A 16,330-nucleotide genomic window follows, 5' to 3' on the forward strand; every position below is an offset into this window, starting at 1 on the left:
ATAGGAAAGGCTTCCCGAAAATCAGGAAGCCTTTCTTTTATTTTATAAAAAAGTAATATTAGCTTTTTGTTGCAGCTGGTGCAGCGTCGGGTAAAACATTTCCTTTTATGGTAAGTGTTTTTGTTGGTTGCCCTTCAGCGTTTGAAGTTACAGTTACAGTTTTTGTAAAAGGTCCTACTCTGTCAGTAGCATATCTCACTCCGATAATGCCTTTTGCTCCTGGAGCAATTGGCTCTTTTGGTGTAGTTGGAACAGTACATCCGCAAGATCCTTGAGTGTTTGTAATGATTAATGGTTTGTTACCATTGTTTGTAAAAACAAATTGACGGTTTGGCTCAGAATTGTGAGCAATTGTTCCGTAATCAATTGTTTCATTTTCAAAAACCATTCCTGCACCCTCAACTTTTGGTAATGCTGGAGCGGCAGTAGTTGTTTTTGCTGTCTTTTTAGCTTTTTTTGAAGTCTCTTGAGCGTTAGAAATAGTTGTTCCTAAAATGGTTAGCATTGCTAACAAAAGTATTTTTTTCATAGTTTTTTTAGAATTGGTTCACAAATTTATACAAATTAACAAAATTGAATTGTAACTTTTTCTTAAAAGTAATTTAATTTTTTTTCATTTTAGTTTTTTGCGGTTTAAAATTATAAATTCGCTACGTTTTTTTAATCATTATAATTATTACAATTTGGCAACAAAAGAGAAGATAGTCAAAGAGACTCCACTGATGAAACAATACAACGAAATCAAAGGAAAATACCCTGATGCGTGTTTGTTGTTTAGAGTTGGGGATTTTTATGAGACTTTTGGGGAAGATGCTGTACGGGCTTCAAAAATACTAGGAATTACATTAACCAAAAGAGGGGCAGGCTCCGAAACAGAAACTGCTCTGGCTGGTTTTCCTCACCATTCTATTAATACTTATTTGCCAAAATTGGTAAAAGCTGGACTTCGTGTGGCTATTTGTGACCAATTAGAAGATCCGAAAGCAACCAAAACTATCGTCAGACGTGGGGTTACAGAACTTGTAACGCCAGGGGTTTCTATGAATGATGAGGTTTTGCATTCCAAAACCAATAACTTTTTGGCTGCGGTTTATTTTGCCAACAAAATGATTGGTATTTCTTTTTTGGATGTTTCAACGGGGGAATTCCTTACGGCTCAGGGTAATGCGGAGTATGTAGATAAACTGCTTCAGAATTTCAACCCAAGTGAAGTTTTGGTTCCAAAAAATAATAAAAATGATTTCCGGGAAATTTTCGGAGAAGATTTTCATAATTTTTATTTGGAAGATTGGATTTTTAAGGAAGATTATGCTCTAGAAACGTTGACTAAACATTTTCAGACCGTTTCTCTAAAAGGCTTTGGTGTCGAAGAATTGAAAGAAGGAATTATTGCATCGGGAGCTATTCTTTATTATTTGTCCGAAACACAGCATAATAGACTTCAACATATTACGGCAATCCACAGAATTGCAGAGGATGCTTATGTTTGGATGGATCGATTTACGATTCGAAACTTAGAATTGTATCATAGTTATAATCCCAATGCCGTTACGCTTTTGGATGTAATTGATAAAACGCTTTCGCCAATGGGAGGGCGTTTGCTCAAACGTTGGTTGGCTTTGCCATTGAAAGACAGCAATAAAATTAAGAGCCGTCATCAAGTGGTTTCTTATTTGAAAGAGAATCAGGATATTTTGAAAAATATTCAAAATCAAATCAAGCAAATTTCAGATTTGGAGCGTTTGATTTCAAAAATTGCCACAGGAAAAGTTTCGCCCCGCGAAGTGGTGTATCTAAAAGAGTCTTTGGATGCTATTATTCCAATAAAGACTTTGGCTTTGTCTAGTCCGCAGGAAGCTGTAAAAGTAATTGGAGACAGTTTGCACAGTTGTGATTTGCTGCGAGAAAAAATTCAGACAACTTTAAATCAGGATGCTCCTGTGGCCGTAGCCAAAGGAAATGCAATTGCTAAAGGAATCAATGCTGAATTGGATGAATTGAGAGCGATTTCTACTTCGGGAAAACAGTTTTTGGAAGGAATAGAGAAAAGAGAGTCGGAACGAACAGGGATTTCTTCATTGAAAATATCATTCAATAATGTTTTTGGTTATTATATCGAAGTTCGAAATACGCACAAAGATAAAGTTCCTGCAGAATGGATTCGTAAACAGACTTTAGTAAGTGCTGAACGATATATTACCGAGGAACTGAAAGAGTATGAAACCAAAATCCTGGGTGCCGAAGAAAGAATTCAAAAGATTGAAAGTGATTTGTTTGAACAATTGGTGAGTTGGATTGCAACGTACATCAAGCCAGTTCAAATGAATGCCAATTTGGTAGCGCAATTGGATTGTTTGTGCTGTTTTACGCAATTGGCTATTGAAAATAAATACGTTTGCCCAGAAATCGATGAAACATTCGAACTGGATATTAAAGAAGGAAGGCATCCTGTAATAGAAAAACAATTGCCGGTTGGAGTTCCGTATATAACAAATGATGTTTTTCTCGACAGGGAAACCCAACAATTGATTATGATTACAGGGCCCAATATGTCGGGTAAGTCGGCTATATTACGCCAAACAGCTTTGATTGTATTGCTTGCGCAAATGGGAAGTTTTGTGCCTGCCGAAAGTGTCAGAATGGGAATTGTGGATAAAATATTTACCAGAGTTGGGGCTTCGGATAATATTTCGATGGGAGAATCTACTTTCATGGTCGAGATGAACGAAACGGCCTCTATTTTGAATAATATTTCTGATCGAAGTTTGGTGTTGTTAGACGAAATTGGAAGGGGGACAAGTACCTATGACGGAATTTCGATTGCTTGGGCTATAGCCGAGTTTTTGCATGAGCATCCGTCCAAAGCCAAAACGCTGTTTGCGACACACTATCACGAACTGAATGAAATGAGTGAGACAATGCCCCGAATTCAGAATTACAATGTTTCCGTAAAAGAATTAAAGGATACAGTGCTTTTCATTCGTAAATTGGTAAAAGGGGGTAGTGCGCATAGTTTTGGTATTCATGTTGCAAAAATGGCAGGAATGCCACAGCTTGTGATTTCCAAAGCGCAAAAAATGCTGAAAAAATTAGAGAAAAATCATTCGAGTGATGTGTTAAACGGCGTGAAATCAGCTAGTGAAGAAATACAAATGAGTTTCTTTAATCTGGATGATCCTTTGTTGGAAGAAATCAAAGAGGAGATTGTTAATTTGGATATAAATGCAATTACTCCGGTAGAGGCATTGATGAAACTCAACGAGATTAAAAGGATGTTGTCTCGCAAATAATTTTTTGAATTTAAAGATATAGCTGTCAGAAGGTTAAATTTTATCTTTATTTTTTTTAGAAAAAAGGTTTGTGTAATTGAATAAAAGTTCTAAATTTGCAACCGCAATATGAAACAAATGTTGCGGTTCTTTTTAAGAATGAAATGCGAAAATAGCTCAGTTGGTAGAGCGCGACCTTGCCAAGGTCGAGGTCGCGGGTTCGAGCCCCGTTTTTCGCTCAAAATCGTGTTATGCTCGGACGGTTGGGTTTAATTAATTTTTCTAAAAAATTAACCAACAAAAAAGCGAAAAACATTTTGCTCGGATGGTGAAATTGGTAGACACGCTGGACTTAAAATCCAGTGAACAGCAATGTTCGTGCGGGTTCAAGTCCCGCTCTGAGTACAAAAAGCTTCAAACTATGTTTGGAGCTTTTTTTATTTGTTCAAATTACAATGATAAATTAGTTTGGGTTTCAGTTGTTTGAAGTCAATAAATCTACAATCAGTGAATCTGTAATTTACAATCTAAAATCAAAAATTAAATGGGTGCTTTTGTAATTAGTAAAAGATTCGATGATCAGTATAAATTTGTATTCACTTCCAAAAAGGGGAAGGTGATTTTTACAAGTTTAAAATATGAGCTAAAGTTTGAATGCGAAGAAGCTATCGAATATTTTAAAAGTAATATTGGTTTGGCATCTTTTGATAAACATAAATCTGCTGGAGGAAAATATTTTTTCAGGCTGTTTCTGGATGGTGCTCCTTTTGCTTTAAGCAGAAAATATACAACAGAATTAAGGGTTCAGAAAGGAATTGATGAAATTGTGAAATACGCAGCTGTTTCTGAGATTCTTGATTTTTCGGATAATGATTTGGTTTTTCAGGATTGATTATTGGGATTAAAATCAGGTAAAAAAAACACCATCATGGATTCTTGATGGTGTTTTTTTTGAAATGTTCGAAAAAAAGCAAAATGTAATTTTCTTAAATATATTCCATAAAAAAAAGCTGCATCGAATGCAGCTTATTTTTTTCTAGTGTAATTTGAAATTACTTAGCTGGAGCAGCAGCAGCAGCAGGAGCAGCAGCAGCAGCAGTTGTGTCAGCAGCAGGAGCAGCAGTAGTATCAGCAGCTACAGCAGTAGTATCAGCAGGAGCTACAGCAGTAGTGTCAGCAGCTACAGCCTCTTCAGCAGGAGCGTCAGCTTTTTTACAAGAAACAACAGTTAAAACAGCTACAACAGCTAAACTTAAAAATACTTTTTTCATCTTAATTTAATATAAAGGTTAATTATTAATTCGTGGCAAAGATATAAAATTTTTAATACGTAAAATATTTTTTCATTTATTTTTTAAAAATTATTTCGAATCAGTAGGTTAGCTTTTTCTTTTATGAAATAAAAAACAGGTAAATGATTACACGCGGCGAAAAACAAGCCTGTTTTTGAGGCTTTCCGCTTCTTTATTTATGGTTTAAAACTGTTTTTTATGACTTATTTGTAGTCCTTATTGTAAGTTATTTTTTCCAAAATTCGGTTAGTTGCGCCCTTATTTTGCTGTATAAAATTGTAGCATATTTCTCCTTTTTTGGATTTTAAAATTGGGTTTTGAACCAAGGTTGAAAACGCAGTTTCAAGTTCTTTGAAATTTGTAATTGAGATGCACCCTTCAATTTTTACTAAACTAATGGCTTCTTCAAAATGAGAATAATTAGGTCCTATTACTATAGGTATTCCAAATGTGGCTGGCTCCAGCAAATTGTGCACTCCCGGATTCCCAAATCCTCCACCAACATAGGCGATATCGGCGTAGCTGTAAATTTTGGTCAATATCCCGATTGTGTCAATTATAAATACGTCAAATTGCGATAAGTCTTTGTTTTCTTTTTCCGAAAAAAGAACAGTTTTTTTTAGAATACTAGCTTGTAATTGCTTGATTTGATCTGGTTTTATGTTATGTGGAGCGATAATAAATTTGATATCATCTTTGCATGAATTGATGTATTCTGCAAGTATTGTTTCGTCTTTTGGCCATGAGCTTCCTATTACAATTGTTGTTTTATTGTTTTTGAACTGGGAAACAAAGTCAAGTGTGTTGTCTTTTTCTAAAATAGTGACAACTCTGTCAAATCGTGTATCACCTGAAACGATAACATTAGTTTCTCCTAATTGGCTGATTAGTTTTCTTGAGTTTTCATTTTGTACAAAGAAATAGGTAAAGCTTTTTAGTGCTTTTCTGTAAAAACCACCGTACCATTTGAAGAATAATTGTTTCTTCCTAAAAATGCCCGAAATCAAGTAGGTAGGAATGTTTTGCTTTTGCAATTGGTTTAAATAATTTATCCAAAATTCATATTTGATAAAGAAAACCATTTCTGGATGTGCCAATTTTAAAAAACGTTTGGCGTTTTTTGGTGTGTCCAATGGGAGATAAATCGTGACATCGGCAACCGTATTGTTTTTTCTCACTTCATAACCCGAAGGCGAAAAAAAGGAAACGATAATTTTGTGTGCTGGATATTTCTTTTTGATTTTTTCAATCACAGGCAAGCCTTGTTCGTATTCACCCAAAGAAGCCGCATGAAACCATATTGTCTTATCGTTGGCAGCTATTTTTTGTTCCAAAATCGTGAAAACATCTTTTCGACCGTCAACAAAAAGTTTTATTTTTGGGTTGAAAAGTGCTATGATTTTTAGAAAAAATGAAGCGAACTGAATAGCTAAATTATAAAGAAAGTGCATCGATAATTTTTTTGTAAAATTACATTTTTCTTTGTGTTATTTTCTTCCCTAAAAAAATATTTAAGTTTTGGTTGTCATCCCGATAGTTGTCGAGCCGCTTTTTATTTTGACAAAGAAATTGTTTTTTGTTAAGAGTTTCATTGGTTAAAACTCATTAAATAACTAATTTTGTTCTGCTTGTTTATGTGGGTTGAATTGCATGGGAATTTGGTCCAAAAACGAGTTTACCTCTATTAATTGTTCCTAAGGAAGGAATAGGAAGCTAAAAAAGAATACATGAAAAAATTACAAATGGTTGACTTAAAAAGTCAATATGATAAAATTGCAGCGACTGTAAATGCTTCGATTCAGGGAGTTTTGGATACCAATACTTATATAAATGGGCCACAGGTTCACGCTTTTCAAAAATCATTGGAAGAATATCTTGATGTCAAGCATGTGATACCGTGTGCTAACGGAACCGATGCTTTGCAAATCGCTATGATGGGATTGGGACTGAAACCAGGAGATGAAGTTATCACTGCCGATTTTACATTTGCTGCTACTGTTGAGGTAATCGCTTTGTTGCAATTAACCCCTGTTTTGGTTGATGTGGATTTGGATAATATGAATATTTCCATCGATGCCATAAAGAAAGCAATAACGCCAAGAACCAAAGCTATTGTACCGGTACATCTTTTTGGGCGCGCTGCCAATATGGAAGCCATTATGGCTATTGCCAAAGAGCATAATTTGTATGTAATAGAAGATAATGCTCAGGCAATTGGTGCGAATTGCACGTTTTCGGATGGCACAAAAAAGAAAGCGGGAACTATCGGGCACGTGTCTTCTACTTCTTTCTTTCCTTCAAAAAATTTAGGTTGTTATGGGGATGGCGGTGCTATTTTTACCAATGATGATGACTTGGCACATATTATTCGCGGTATCGTGAATCACGGAATGTATGAGCGTTACCATCACGATGTAGTGGGGGTGAATTCTCGTTTAGACAGTATTCAGGCAGCAGTTTTGAATGCTAAATTGCCTTTTTTGAATTCCTATAATAATGCCCGTCGTGATGCTGCGGCAAAATATAACGCTGCTCTTTCAGGCCATTCCAATATTGTAATTCCAGAGTTTGATTCTAATGGAGATGATCATGTTTTTCACCAATACACATTGCGAATTATCGATAAAGATCGTGACGGATTGATGCAGCATTTGCTAGACAAAGGAATTCCATGTGCTATTTATTATCCTATTCCGTTGCATTTGCAAAAAGCGTATTTGGACGTTCGTTACAAAGAAGAAGATTTTACTATCACAAATCAATTGGTTACAGAAGTGATTTCATTGCCAATGCATACAGAACTTGATGATGAACAAATTAAGTTTATAACGGATAGTGTTTTAGAGTATTTAAAATAATCCCAATAGAGACGCGATTTATCGCGTCTTTTTTATGAAATATTAATTATATAAGGAGACGCGATAAATCGCGTCTGTACTCAAAAAAAAGAAATATGAAAATATTAGTAACAGGAGGTTTAGGTTTTATCGGTTCTCATACCGTTGTCGAATTACAAAATCAGGGATTTGAAGTTATTATCATTGATAATCTTTCCAATTCTTCAGAGGAAGTTTTAAAAGGAATTGTTGCCATAACCGGCAAACTTCCTGTTTTTGAGAAATTGGATTTACGCGAGAAAAAAAGCGTGCAGGATTTTTTCAAAAGACATAATGATGTTGATGGGGTTATTCATTTTGCTGCCTCCAAAGCGGTGGGCGAAAGTGTCGAAAATCCGTTGTTGTATTATGAAAATAATATCAATGCTTTGGTGTATCTGCTTCAGGAATTGGAACAAAAACCAGAGGCTAATTTTATTTTCAGTTCGTCCTGTACGGTTTATGGTCAAGCTAAAACAATGCCCATAACCGAAAATGCGCCTGTGCAAACGGCCATGTCTCCATACGGAAATACCAAGCAGATAGGTGAAGAAATCATATCCGATGTTACAAAAGTTACCAATATCAATGCTGTTTTGTTGCGTTATTTCAACCCGATCGGTTCACACCCTTCAGCCGAAATTGGAGAGTTGCCTTTGGGAGTGCCACAGAATTTGGTGCCATTTATAACTCAAACCGGTTTTGGTTTGCGTAAGGAATTATCGGTTTATGGAGATGATTATCCTACGCCAGATGGTACGGCTATTCGTGATTATATCCACGTAGTTGATTTGGCAAAAGCTCATGTTATCGCGTTGCAACGTTTGTTAAATAAAAAGAATTTAGAAAAAGTTGAAACTTTCAATTTAGGAACAGGTACAGGAAGTTCTGTTTTGGAAGTGATTCGAAGTTTCGAAAAAGTAAGTGGGAAAAAATTGCCTTATAAAATTGTTGCCAGAAGAGAAGGTGATATTACCGAGGCATATGCAAATACTGATAAAGCAAATAATGTTTTGGGCTGGAAAGCACAATCCACATTGGATGAAGCTATGGCTAGTGCATGGAAATGGGAACAGAAGATTAGAAGTTAGATTTCTGATTTTTGATTTTTAATTAAATAAATACCATGTTGTCAAACATTAAAAATCCCCACAAACATCAGTTTATGAGGATTCTAAAAATTCTGAAATCTAAATTGCTTCGCCAATTCGCTTTCGCTCGGGTCTGCAATCTGCAGTCTAAATTTTAAGCATTTGCAGTAGCGGCTTCTTTGTCGATTTTTGCAATTAAACCAGCCAAAACTTTTCCTGGGCCAACTTCGGTAAACAAACTAGCGCCATCAGCAATCATTTGTTGTACAGATTGTGTCCAACGTACAGGAGCTGTTAATTGAATAATTAAGTTTTTCTTGATTTCGTCAGCATCAGATACTGCAGAAGCTGTTACGTTTTGATACACCGGACAAATAGGAGCGGAGAATACAGTTGCTTCAATAGCAGCAGCCAGTTCTTCTCTCGCCGGTTCCATCATTGGTGAGTGAAAAGCACCTCCAACAGGTAATAATAAAGCACGTTTTGCTCCGGCAGCTTTCATCGCTTCGCAAGCTTTTTCAACTGCAGAGGTTTCTCCTGAAATTACTAATTGTCCCGGGCAGTTATAATTAGCAGCTACTACAACTCCGTCGATAGAAGCGCAAACTTCTTCAACAACATTGTCGGCAAGTCCAAGTACGGCAGCCATAGTTGAAGGCGTAATTTCGCAGGCTTTTTGCATTGCCAAAGCACGTTGGGAAACCAATTTTAATCCATCCTCAAATGACAAAGCACCATTGGCAACCAACGCCGAGAATTCACCCAAAGAATGTCCCGCCACCATTTCTGGATTGAAATTTTCCAAAGTTTTGGCTAAGATTACTGAGTGTAAAAATACTGCTGGTTGGGTTACTTTGGTTTCTTTCAGTTGTTCTGCTGTTCCTTCAAACATAATATCAGTAATGCGGAAACCTAAAATATCATTGGCTTTTTCGAATAAATCTTTGGCTAATGGAGAGTTTTCATATAAGTCTTTGCCCATTCCTGTGAACTGTGCACCCTGACCTGGAAATACGTATGCCTTCATATTTTTAATTTTAAAGATTGAAATAGTAGTTTTAATCGGGATGCAAAAATAGTGTTTTTTTAGAACTTACAAGAAAAGATAAAAATGCATAAAAAAAACCTCCATACTCGTCAATAAGTATGGAGGTTTGTATTAGAAAAACGGAATGAATTATAGTTTTATTAACTGCAATTCGATATTCAAACGGACATCTTCGCCCACTAAAACACCACCGGTTTCTAGGGCTGAGTTCCAATTCAATCCCCAGTCTTTACGGTTTATTTTCCCAGAAATATTCAATCCAGCTTTTGTATTGCCCCAAGGATCTTTCATTAATCCGCTAAACTCAGTTGGTAGAGTAACCGATTTGGTTATTCCTCTGATGCTCAAATCTCCTGTCAATTCATAATCATCGTCATTTTTTGTAAAAGAAGTGGCTTTGAAAGTCAGTTTTGGATGGTTTTCAGCATCAAAAAAGTCACCGCTTTTCAAGTGATTATCTCTGTCAGTATTGTTTGTGCTGATAGAATTGATATCGGCAGAGAATTCAATGGTAGAATTTTCGAAGTTATCGTCCTCGGTTGTGATTGTAGTATCGTATGTTTCAAATTTACCTGAAACATTAGTAAACATCATGTGTTTTACTTTGAATCCAATTTCTGAGTGTGTTGGGTCGATTGCCCATTTTGTAGTTGCCATATTTTATTGTTTAAATTGTTATTTCATTTTGATGAGACAAAGTTACTATGAGCTTGCAGATGAAACACTTAATCTAGATTAAGAAATTAAGTGTTCAGTGTTTCGTTTTTTAGTATTCAGTAAAATACGGTGCTTTATTAATCTCAGTTCTATTATTGCTATTTTTCTTTTTTGTAGGATTATAAAAAAGCTAAATCTCTCTCTTTAGCCCCGATAGAAGTGGAAATCCTTGTGTGCCGGGGTTCGGCACACAAGATTGCAACGGATAGCGGGAACAATGTTTACTGAAAATGCCAAATTTTTCTGCTCCAAAAAATAATAATCGAATTCAGGTTTTTAATAATGAAAAAAGAAAAAATATATAGGTAACGCGTTGGTTGTGATTATTTTAACCACATAGAAACGTAGAATTTATATTGTTTAAAAAGAATTTTATAGTCATTTTACTCTTCACATAGTCAAACTATGTGTAAAATAGGCTTATTTCTATTCTTTCTTTAACGATTTGTTGCTAAATCTATGTCTCTATGTGGTTAATTTTTTATTTAAAGCGAATTGCACTTAAAGGGTTATATGTATTACTTATCCCTGTTAATAGAAAATAGTTCTTCAAATTTGTGTTAATTTGTGGCTATCTCATAATCTGAATCTAAAATTTGAAAATAGCTTAAAAATGACAGAAAAAGAAAAAATGCTTTTGGGAGAAATTTATTTTTCCAATGATAAACAACTCGTCGAAGAGCGTGCAAAAGCCAAAAGATTACTGCACAAATTGAATGTTACAGAATATTTGATGAACGGTAAATCCCGCGCCATTCTTCGGGAGTTACTTCCCAATTCCCATAAGCGATTGTATATAGAACCGCCTTTTCACTGTGATTATGGATACAATATCCATTCTGGCGAAAATGTTTATTTTAATGTCAATTGCGTGGTTTTAGACACGATGAAAGTAACTATTGGTAACAATGTTTTCTTTGCGCCGGGCGTGCATATTTACACTGCAACCCATCCGCTCAATGCCATAGAAAGAAGAACAATCGAAAGTTCAAAACCTGTTTCAATTGGTGACGATTGCTGGATTGGCGGTAACGCTGTGATTTGCCCGGGAGTCACAATTGGTTCTGGTTGTGTAATCGGTGCAGGATCTGTGGTGACTAGAGATATTCCCGAAAATTCGTTGGCAGTGGGAAATCCTGCCAAAGTAATTCGGAAACTGAATGTGGACTAATCCTTTTTGTTCAGATAAAAACTCAATGCTCCTGATGGACATTTGTTTACCGTTTCAATAATTTTTTCGGTAGTTGAGTTTTCGGGCGTAATCCATGGCTGCTCTTTTGGTTTGAAAACGTCTGGATTATTGCGTACACAATTTCCCGAATGAATGCATTTTCCTGATTGCCACACGATGGTTACTTCACCATTAGTGTATTCTTTTTTGATGTTTTTTGGATCCATGGCTAAAATGTTGTGTTAATAATTATGTTTCCTTTAAGTAATTTTGAAATCGGACATTTATCAGCAATGATCAGTAGTCGTTCTCTTTGTTCGGCGGTGACATCTCCGGAAAAAGTAATGTTTCTTTTTATGGTTGTAGACAATTCACCATCTACAGTTTCCTGATATAAATTTAGTGAAATATTTATTTCGGGGATTATCCATTCTTTTCTGTCGATGTACATTCTCAGGGTAGAAAGTGTACAACTTGCCAAAGAAGCCAAAAGTGTTGAAAACGGATCTGGTCCTAAATCTTTTCCGCCTTTGTTTTCGGGTTCGTCCATCAGTAATTTGCCATTTCGCCAAGAAATAGTACACAAGTATTTTTGTGTTCCAATGGAGCCTGTTATATCTTCGTCAAACATATTTTCCATACACTGATTGAATAATGGTTATAAAACGTCTCTGAATTCTGGAGTTTTGTCAAAAACTTTTTTGGCAAATGGACAAAGCGGAATAATCTTGATATTTTTTTCTCTGGCAAATTCTACTGCTTTGGCTACCATTTTTTTACCATAACCTTTTCCGTTGTTCCCTTCGTTTACTTCGGTGTGGTCTATGATTATTTTGTCGGGTCCGGCAAATACAAAAGTCATTTTGGACTCTGTTTTACCGTTGACGTCTATATGAAAAAAACCTTTTCTGTCGTTTATTTCTAATTGTACTTCTTCGTTCATTTTTTTTGAGTTGCTGAGTTACTAAGATTCTAAGTTACTAAGATTTTAAGTCTTTTCTTAGCAACTTAGAATCTTAGTAACTTAGGGACTTTTTTTAATATCTCATTGGAATTTCCATTAAAAGAAATTTGGCATCAGTTGTTGCTTTAATATCCAAAGTTTTAAAATCAGTGATTCCCAGACCATCACGGGTTTGTAATTCCTGATTGTCAGCAGTTATTGTTCCTGAAATCACAAAAACATAAATACCGTTCCCTTCTTTTTTTAATTCATATTGTTTAGAAAAACCAGCCTCAAAATCGGCTAAATGAAACCAAGCATCTTGGTGAATCCAAACGCCGGCATCATCAGGATTTGGAGATAATATTTGAGCAAAATTATTTTTCTGTTCCGCAGTGTCTAATGTGATTTGTTGGTAACGTGGCTCAACATTTCGAGTTCTTGGAAATAACCAAATCTGAAAAAGTTTTGTTTGCTGATCCGCATTTGGGTTGAATTCACTGTGTTGGATTCCGGTACCGGCACTCATCACTTGGACATCTCCCGTTTTTATGGTTGCGGCATTTCCCATGCTGTCTTTGTGTGCCAAATCACCTTCAAGTGGAATGGTAATAATTTCCATGTTATCGTGTGGATGTGTTCCAAAACCCATACCGGCCGCAATTGTGTCATCGTTCAAAACGCGTAAAGCTCCAAATTGAACTCTATCCGGATTGTACCAACTGGCGAAACTAAAACTGTGATATGCGTTTAACCATCCGTGATCGGCATGTCCTCTTGTATCTGCTTTGTGTAAAACTGTAGTTGTCATGATGTATATTTTTATTGATTTTGTTATACAAATGTACATTTGATATAAGCAAAAGACACTTAATCTAGGTTAAGAAAGAAAAGTGATTAGTATTCAGCGAAATACGGCACTTTATAAAATTTATTAATAGTCTTGAAAAAAGTGAACACTACTTTTTAAGAAGTCTACTCTTCATTTTACTAAAAAATTCTGGAGTAACTCCCATATAAGAGGCAATTTGCTTTTGGGGTACTTTCTGGATTAAATCAAGATTTTTTTTGCAGAATTTTTCAAAGCGCTCTTCGGCGGTTAAACTCAGATTATCCATTAATCGTTCTTGGTGTGCGACTAACGATTTTTCGATTAATATTCTGAAAAAACGTTCCAATTGAGGAATTTCTTTGTATAAAATTTCCTGATTTTCTTTGGATAATATAACCACTTCGGCATCCTCGATTACCTGAATAAAAAGGTTACCCGGCTTTTGCGAAAGCAAACTGTACATATCACTGATCCACCAACCGCTACAGGCAAAACTCAAAACATGTTCGACGATATTGTCATTGATGTTGAAACTTCTCAGGACACCCGAATTGACAAAATAGGAATGTTTGCATATTTCTCCGGCATTAAGCAAAATAGTTTTGGCCTTATAATGTTTGATTTCGGTTTTGGACAAGATAAATTCCTGCTCTTGAGAATTGAGTGTCACATGCTGGGCAATATTTTCTAGGATTAATGCCATTTATTTCTTTTTCGGAAGCAAGGTAAAAGTGATTGCTTTAAAGCGGTTGTCTACAATGGTTCCTGTAACTTCGGCTTTTCTGATGGTTTCGCAAAAACCGTCTGCGGCATGAGCATCACCGTGGTCATCAATCTTCGTCCCGTCTACGAAATAGGTTTTTCCATCAATGCGGATTGCCAAATTACATCCTTTTCCTTTCATTCCAAATTGGCATTCGCCACAGGCAACTTCTACCGTTTGAGGTTTTAAGGACTCTTTTTTTTCTTGGGCATTACAAAAAAAGACAGTAAGTAATAATGCAACTGATAATAGATTTTTCATTTAGGACCATTTTTTGAGAGTCCTAAGTTAAGTAATTTGATACGAATTTTAAACAGAATAGTCTTTAAACATATAAATCCACAGCAATCTTGAAAGACGAATGTTGAATGGCGCCATCGCTATTATGACAAAAGTAATGATGCCAATGATTCTTAAGTCAAATAATTGTGTGAAAAATTGTTGTGCAATCAAATAAGTTGCGATTCCCTGTGCGACTGTTAGTCCATAATTTACATACATGGCACCAAAGAAATAACCGGGCTCTTTTTCGAATTTGTATTGACAGTGCGAACAATACTGATTCATTTTTGGAAAACCAATGTTAAGGAAGATGTTTTTTTCGTTAAAAACTTTTCCTCTATGACAATTTGGGCATTCGTTGTTTAGGATGTGAACAAGTAGATGTGACATTTTTTTGTTTTTTTCAAAGGTATTTGTAATTCGTGTCACAGCTATTTTCTATATTCGCTAATTATAGCACAAAAAAGACATTTTGTAATTATGAGTAAATATCCGATTTATTCCATTCAGCGATTTAATTGTAATGATTTCGGAAGTGATTTTTATATCAATACTTTTAAAAATCACTTGGTTAATCACGGTTTTGTCGAAGAGCCACATAGACATAATTCGTATGTGTTGGTTCTTTTTACCAATGGATCAGGTACACATGATATTGATTTTGATAGCTTCAGGATTCAGCCCGGTAGTGTGTTCTTTATGCAACCGGGACAAATTCATCATTGGGATTTGTCTGATGATATTGATGGGTTTGTTGTTTTTTATTCTCAAGAAATGTATAATCTTTATTTTAGGCAAAAGACAATTGATGGTTTTTCTTTTTATTCTTCGTTGGGGAATTCGCCCGAAATTGTTTTTGATTCTAAAGAATTAAAGACGATTGAACCTTATTTTTTCAACATACTTGAAGAATATCAAGGAAACAAATTGATGAAACAAGACAAAATTCTGAATTTATTGGATTGTATTCATATCGAAATTGCGAGAAAATATGAAGAAAATAATGTTTTAAAAGCACATTCTTATAATGTAAAAATAAAAGAGTTTAATGCGCTTTTGGAACTGCATTTTTGGACAGAAAAAACAGCCGCGTTTTATGCTTCACAACTCCATATTACGCTAAAACATTTGAATAGAATCTGCAGTGAAATCTTAAAAAAGACCACAACACAGGTTATTGCTGGAAGGGTTATTCTAGAGGCCAAAAGAATGTTGATGGATAAAAAAAGAACAGTCAACGAAATTGCAACAATGCTGGGTTTTGATGATTATTCTTATTTCGTGCGATTGTTTAAAAAGCATACAGCAATGACGCCGACCGCTTTTCGGTTTTCAAAGCGGTAATCCTGTTCAGTTTTTCTAAATAAAGTTCTCGCAAAGACGCGAAGTTGCAAAGAAATTGGTTGTAAACTTTGCGACTTAGCGTCTTTGCGAGAGTTGTATTCAAGAAATAAACTAAAAAGAAATGCCCATTTTTATGCCACATCGGAACACGAAATTATCTGAATAAATGTTGTCGATATCGCCTTTTCCGGCTACTTCCCATTTCCAATTGTATCCCAATGAAGGATCAATACTGAAATTGTTTCCGATTTTGATTTTGTATCCAATGTCGTTATTTAATAAACTCCAATAGGAATATTTTCCATCGAAATGGCCCAAAGGTGTGTCTTCGTCAAATTCGGTGTTGGAATACGCCAAAAGCCATTGAATATAAACGCCGGATTTGCGCCCGCCAGTTTTGTAAAATCGATGACCAAGCTCCACTGCAAAACCAGTGCCTTGTACTTCTACCAAATTGTTGTCATAATTCATTCGTGACATGGAAATATTCAATACAGTAGAAGTGTGTTGACTGAAAATACCAAATTTGTTTTTGCTAAATTCTGCACTTATGCCATACAATGAAGGATCAGAGTAACTGTAATTTGCAGAAATGGTAACGGTAGTCGGGTCTGATTGTCTTTGTTGGGCAAATGTTGATACGGTAAACAACAATAAAATGGTGATGAATAGTGTTGATTGCTTCATGTTGTATGGGTTTAG

19 protein-coding genes and 2 tRNA genes are annotated in these 16,330 nt (G+C 35.5%); 8 read left to right on the forward strand and 13 right to left on the reverse strand.

Annotated features, from left to right (window positions below):
- Positions 1 to 58: 58 nt before the first annotated feature.
- Positions 59 to 529, reverse strand: coding sequence for a DUF1573 domain-containing protein (locus tag EM308_RS06685; protein ID WP_035635362.1), 471 nt, complete (start codon positions 527 to 529; stop codon positions 59 to 61).
- A 154-nt stretch (positions 530 to 683) separates the two neighbouring features.
- On the opposite strand from EM308_RS06685, the gene mutS reads away from it, so the two are divergent.
- The 4 genes from mutS (at position 684) to EM308_RS06705 (ending at position 4,161) form a co-directional block, all read left to right on the forward strand.
- Complete coding sequence (mutS, locus tag EM308_RS06690) at positions 684 to 3,290, forward strand: DNA mismatch repair protein MutS (RefSeq protein ID WP_035635364.1); 2,607 nt, start codon at positions 684 to 686, stop codon at positions 3,288 to 3,290.
- Between the two features lie 145 nt (positions 3,291 to 3,435).
- Positions 3,436 to 3,508: transfer RNA gene (locus tag EM308_RS06695), tRNA-Gly, on the forward strand.
- 80 nt (positions 3,509 to 3,588) lie between these two features.
- Positions 3,589 to 3,674, forward strand: a tRNA-Leu gene (locus EM308_RS06700).
- A gap of 139 nt (positions 3,675 to 3,813) precedes the next feature.
- Positions 3,814 to 4,161: a YegP family protein gene (locus EM308_RS06705; RefSeq protein WP_035635365.1), complete on the forward strand. Its 348-nt coding sequence runs from the start codon at positions 3,814 to 3,816 to the stop codon at positions 4,159 to 4,161.
- A gap of 160 nt (positions 4,162 to 4,321) precedes the next feature.
- Here the strand turns inward: EM308_RS06705 and EM308_RS06710 are convergent, their stop codons facing one another.
- Together EM308_RS06710 and EM308_RS06715 are read right to left on the reverse strand one after the other, a co-directional pair.
- Positions 4,322 to 4,540, reverse strand: coding sequence for a hypothetical protein (locus tag EM308_RS06710; protein ID WP_035635367.1), 219 nt, complete (start codon positions 4,538 to 4,540; stop codon positions 4,322 to 4,324).
- A gap of 224 nt (positions 4,541 to 4,764) precedes the next feature.
- Positions 4,765 to 6,012 carry a 3-deoxy-D-manno-octulosonic acid transferase gene (locus tag EM308_RS06715; RefSeq protein WP_035635369.1) on the reverse strand — a complete coding sequence of 416 codons (1,248 nt, stop codon included), beginning with the start codon at positions 6,010 to 6,012 and terminating at the stop codon, positions 4,765 to 4,767.
- A gap of 276 nt (positions 6,013 to 6,288) precedes the next feature.
- Here EM308_RS06715 and EM308_RS06720 point away from each other — a divergent pair, with 276 nt between their 5' ends.
- Complete coding sequence (locus EM308_RS06720; protein WP_035635372.1) at positions 6,289 to 7,419, forward strand: DegT/DnrJ/EryC1/StrS family aminotransferase; 1,131 nt, start codon at positions 6,289 to 6,291, stop codon at positions 7,417 to 7,419.
- A 95-nt stretch (positions 7,420 to 7,514) separates the two neighbouring features.
- A complete protein-coding gene (gene galE / locus EM308_RS06725; RefSeq protein ID WP_035635375.1) occupies positions 7,515 to 8,528 on the forward strand; it encodes a UDP-glucose 4-epimerase GalE in 1,014 nt (337 codons plus the stop codon).
- A gap of 154 nt (positions 8,529 to 8,682) precedes the next feature.
- On the opposite strand, the gene fabD is transcribed toward galE, so the two are convergent.
- Both fabD and EM308_RS06735 read right to left on the reverse strand, forming a co-directional pair.
- A complete protein-coding gene (gene fabD / locus EM308_RS06730; RefSeq protein ID WP_035635377.1) occupies positions 8,683 to 9,555 on the reverse strand; it encodes an ACP S-malonyltransferase in 873 nt (290 codons plus the stop codon).
- A 150-nt stretch (positions 9,556 to 9,705) separates the two neighbouring features.
- Complete coding sequence (locus tag EM308_RS06735) at positions 9,706 to 10,233, reverse strand: YceI family protein (RefSeq protein ID WP_035635379.1); 528 nt, start codon at positions 10,231 to 10,233, stop codon at positions 9,706 to 9,708.
- 673 nt (positions 10,234 to 10,906) lie between these two features.
- On the opposite strand from EM308_RS06735, the gene EM308_RS06740 reads away from it, so the two are divergent.
- Positions 10,907 to 11,464: a sugar O-acetyltransferase gene (locus EM308_RS06740; protein ID WP_035635381.1), complete on the forward strand. Its 558-nt coding sequence runs from the start codon at positions 10,907 to 10,909 to the stop codon at positions 11,462 to 11,464.
- Here the strand turns inward: EM308_RS06740 and EM308_RS06745 are convergent.
- From EM308_RS06745 to EM308_RS06775, 7 genes are all read right to left on the reverse strand, one after another.
- A complete protein-coding gene (locus EM308_RS06745) occupies positions 11,461 to 11,691 on the reverse strand; it encodes a (4Fe-4S)-binding protein (protein WP_035635383.1) in 231 nt (76 codons plus the stop codon). The genes EM308_RS06740 and EM308_RS06745 overlap by 4 nt on opposite strands.
- Before the next feature lie 2 nt (positions 11,692 to 11,693).
- Positions 11,694 to 12,104: an OsmC family protein gene (locus EM308_RS06750; protein WP_051877683.1), complete on the reverse strand. Its 411-nt coding sequence runs from the start codon at positions 12,102 to 12,104 to the stop codon at positions 11,694 to 11,696.
- Positions 12,105 to 12,122: 18 nt separating this feature from the next.
- Positions 12,123 to 12,407 carry a GNAT family N-acetyltransferase gene (locus tag EM308_RS06755; RefSeq protein WP_035635385.1) on the reverse strand — a complete coding sequence of 95 codons (285 nt, stop codon included), beginning with the start codon at positions 12,405 to 12,407 and terminating at the stop codon, positions 12,123 to 12,125.
- Positions 12,408 to 12,501: 94 nt separating this feature from the next.
- The gene (locus EM308_RS06760) at positions 12,502 to 13,218 is read right to left on the reverse strand and encodes a pirin family protein (RefSeq protein ID WP_035635387.1); all 717 of its coding nucleotides are present in this window, start codon (positions 13,216 to 13,218) and stop codon (positions 12,502 to 12,504) included.
- 148 nt (positions 13,219 to 13,366) lie between these two features.
- Positions 13,367 to 13,942, reverse strand: a complete 576-nt coding sequence (locus EM308_RS06765; RefSeq protein WP_035635389.1) for a Crp/Fnr family transcriptional regulator — start codon at positions 13,940 to 13,942, stop codon at positions 13,367 to 13,369.
- The gene (locus EM308_RS06770; RefSeq protein ID WP_035635391.1) at positions 13,943 to 14,263 is read right to left on the reverse strand and encodes a DUF6370 family protein; all 321 of its coding nucleotides are present in this window, start codon (positions 14,261 to 14,263) and stop codon (positions 13,943 to 13,945) included.
- A 48-nt stretch (positions 14,264 to 14,311) separates the two neighbouring features.
- Positions 14,312 to 14,674, reverse strand: coding sequence for a hypothetical protein (locus tag EM308_RS06775; protein ID WP_035635451.1), 363 nt, complete (start codon positions 14,672 to 14,674; stop codon positions 14,312 to 14,314).
- A gap of 90 nt (positions 14,675 to 14,764) precedes the next feature.
- Here EM308_RS06775 and EM308_RS06780 point away from each other — a divergent pair, with 90 nt between their 5' ends.
- Complete coding sequence (locus EM308_RS06780; protein WP_035635394.1) at positions 14,765 to 15,628, forward strand: AraC family transcriptional regulator; 864 nt, start codon at positions 14,765 to 14,767, stop codon at positions 15,626 to 15,628.
- Between the two features lie 111 nt (positions 15,629 to 15,739).
- Here the strand turns inward: EM308_RS06780 and EM308_RS06785 are convergent, their stop codons facing one another.
- Positions 15,740 to 16,315 carry a hypothetical protein gene (locus EM308_RS06785; protein ID WP_035635396.1) on the reverse strand — a complete coding sequence of 192 codons (576 nt, stop codon included), beginning with the start codon at positions 16,313 to 16,315 and terminating at the stop codon, positions 15,740 to 15,742.
- Positions 16,316 to 16,330 lie beyond the last annotated feature (15 nt).

The sequence above is a fragment of the Flavobacterium gilvum genome, assembly GCF_001761465.1.
GTDB lineage: Bacteria > Bacteroidota > Bacteroidia > Flavobacteriales > Flavobacteriaceae > Flavobacterium > Flavobacterium gilvum.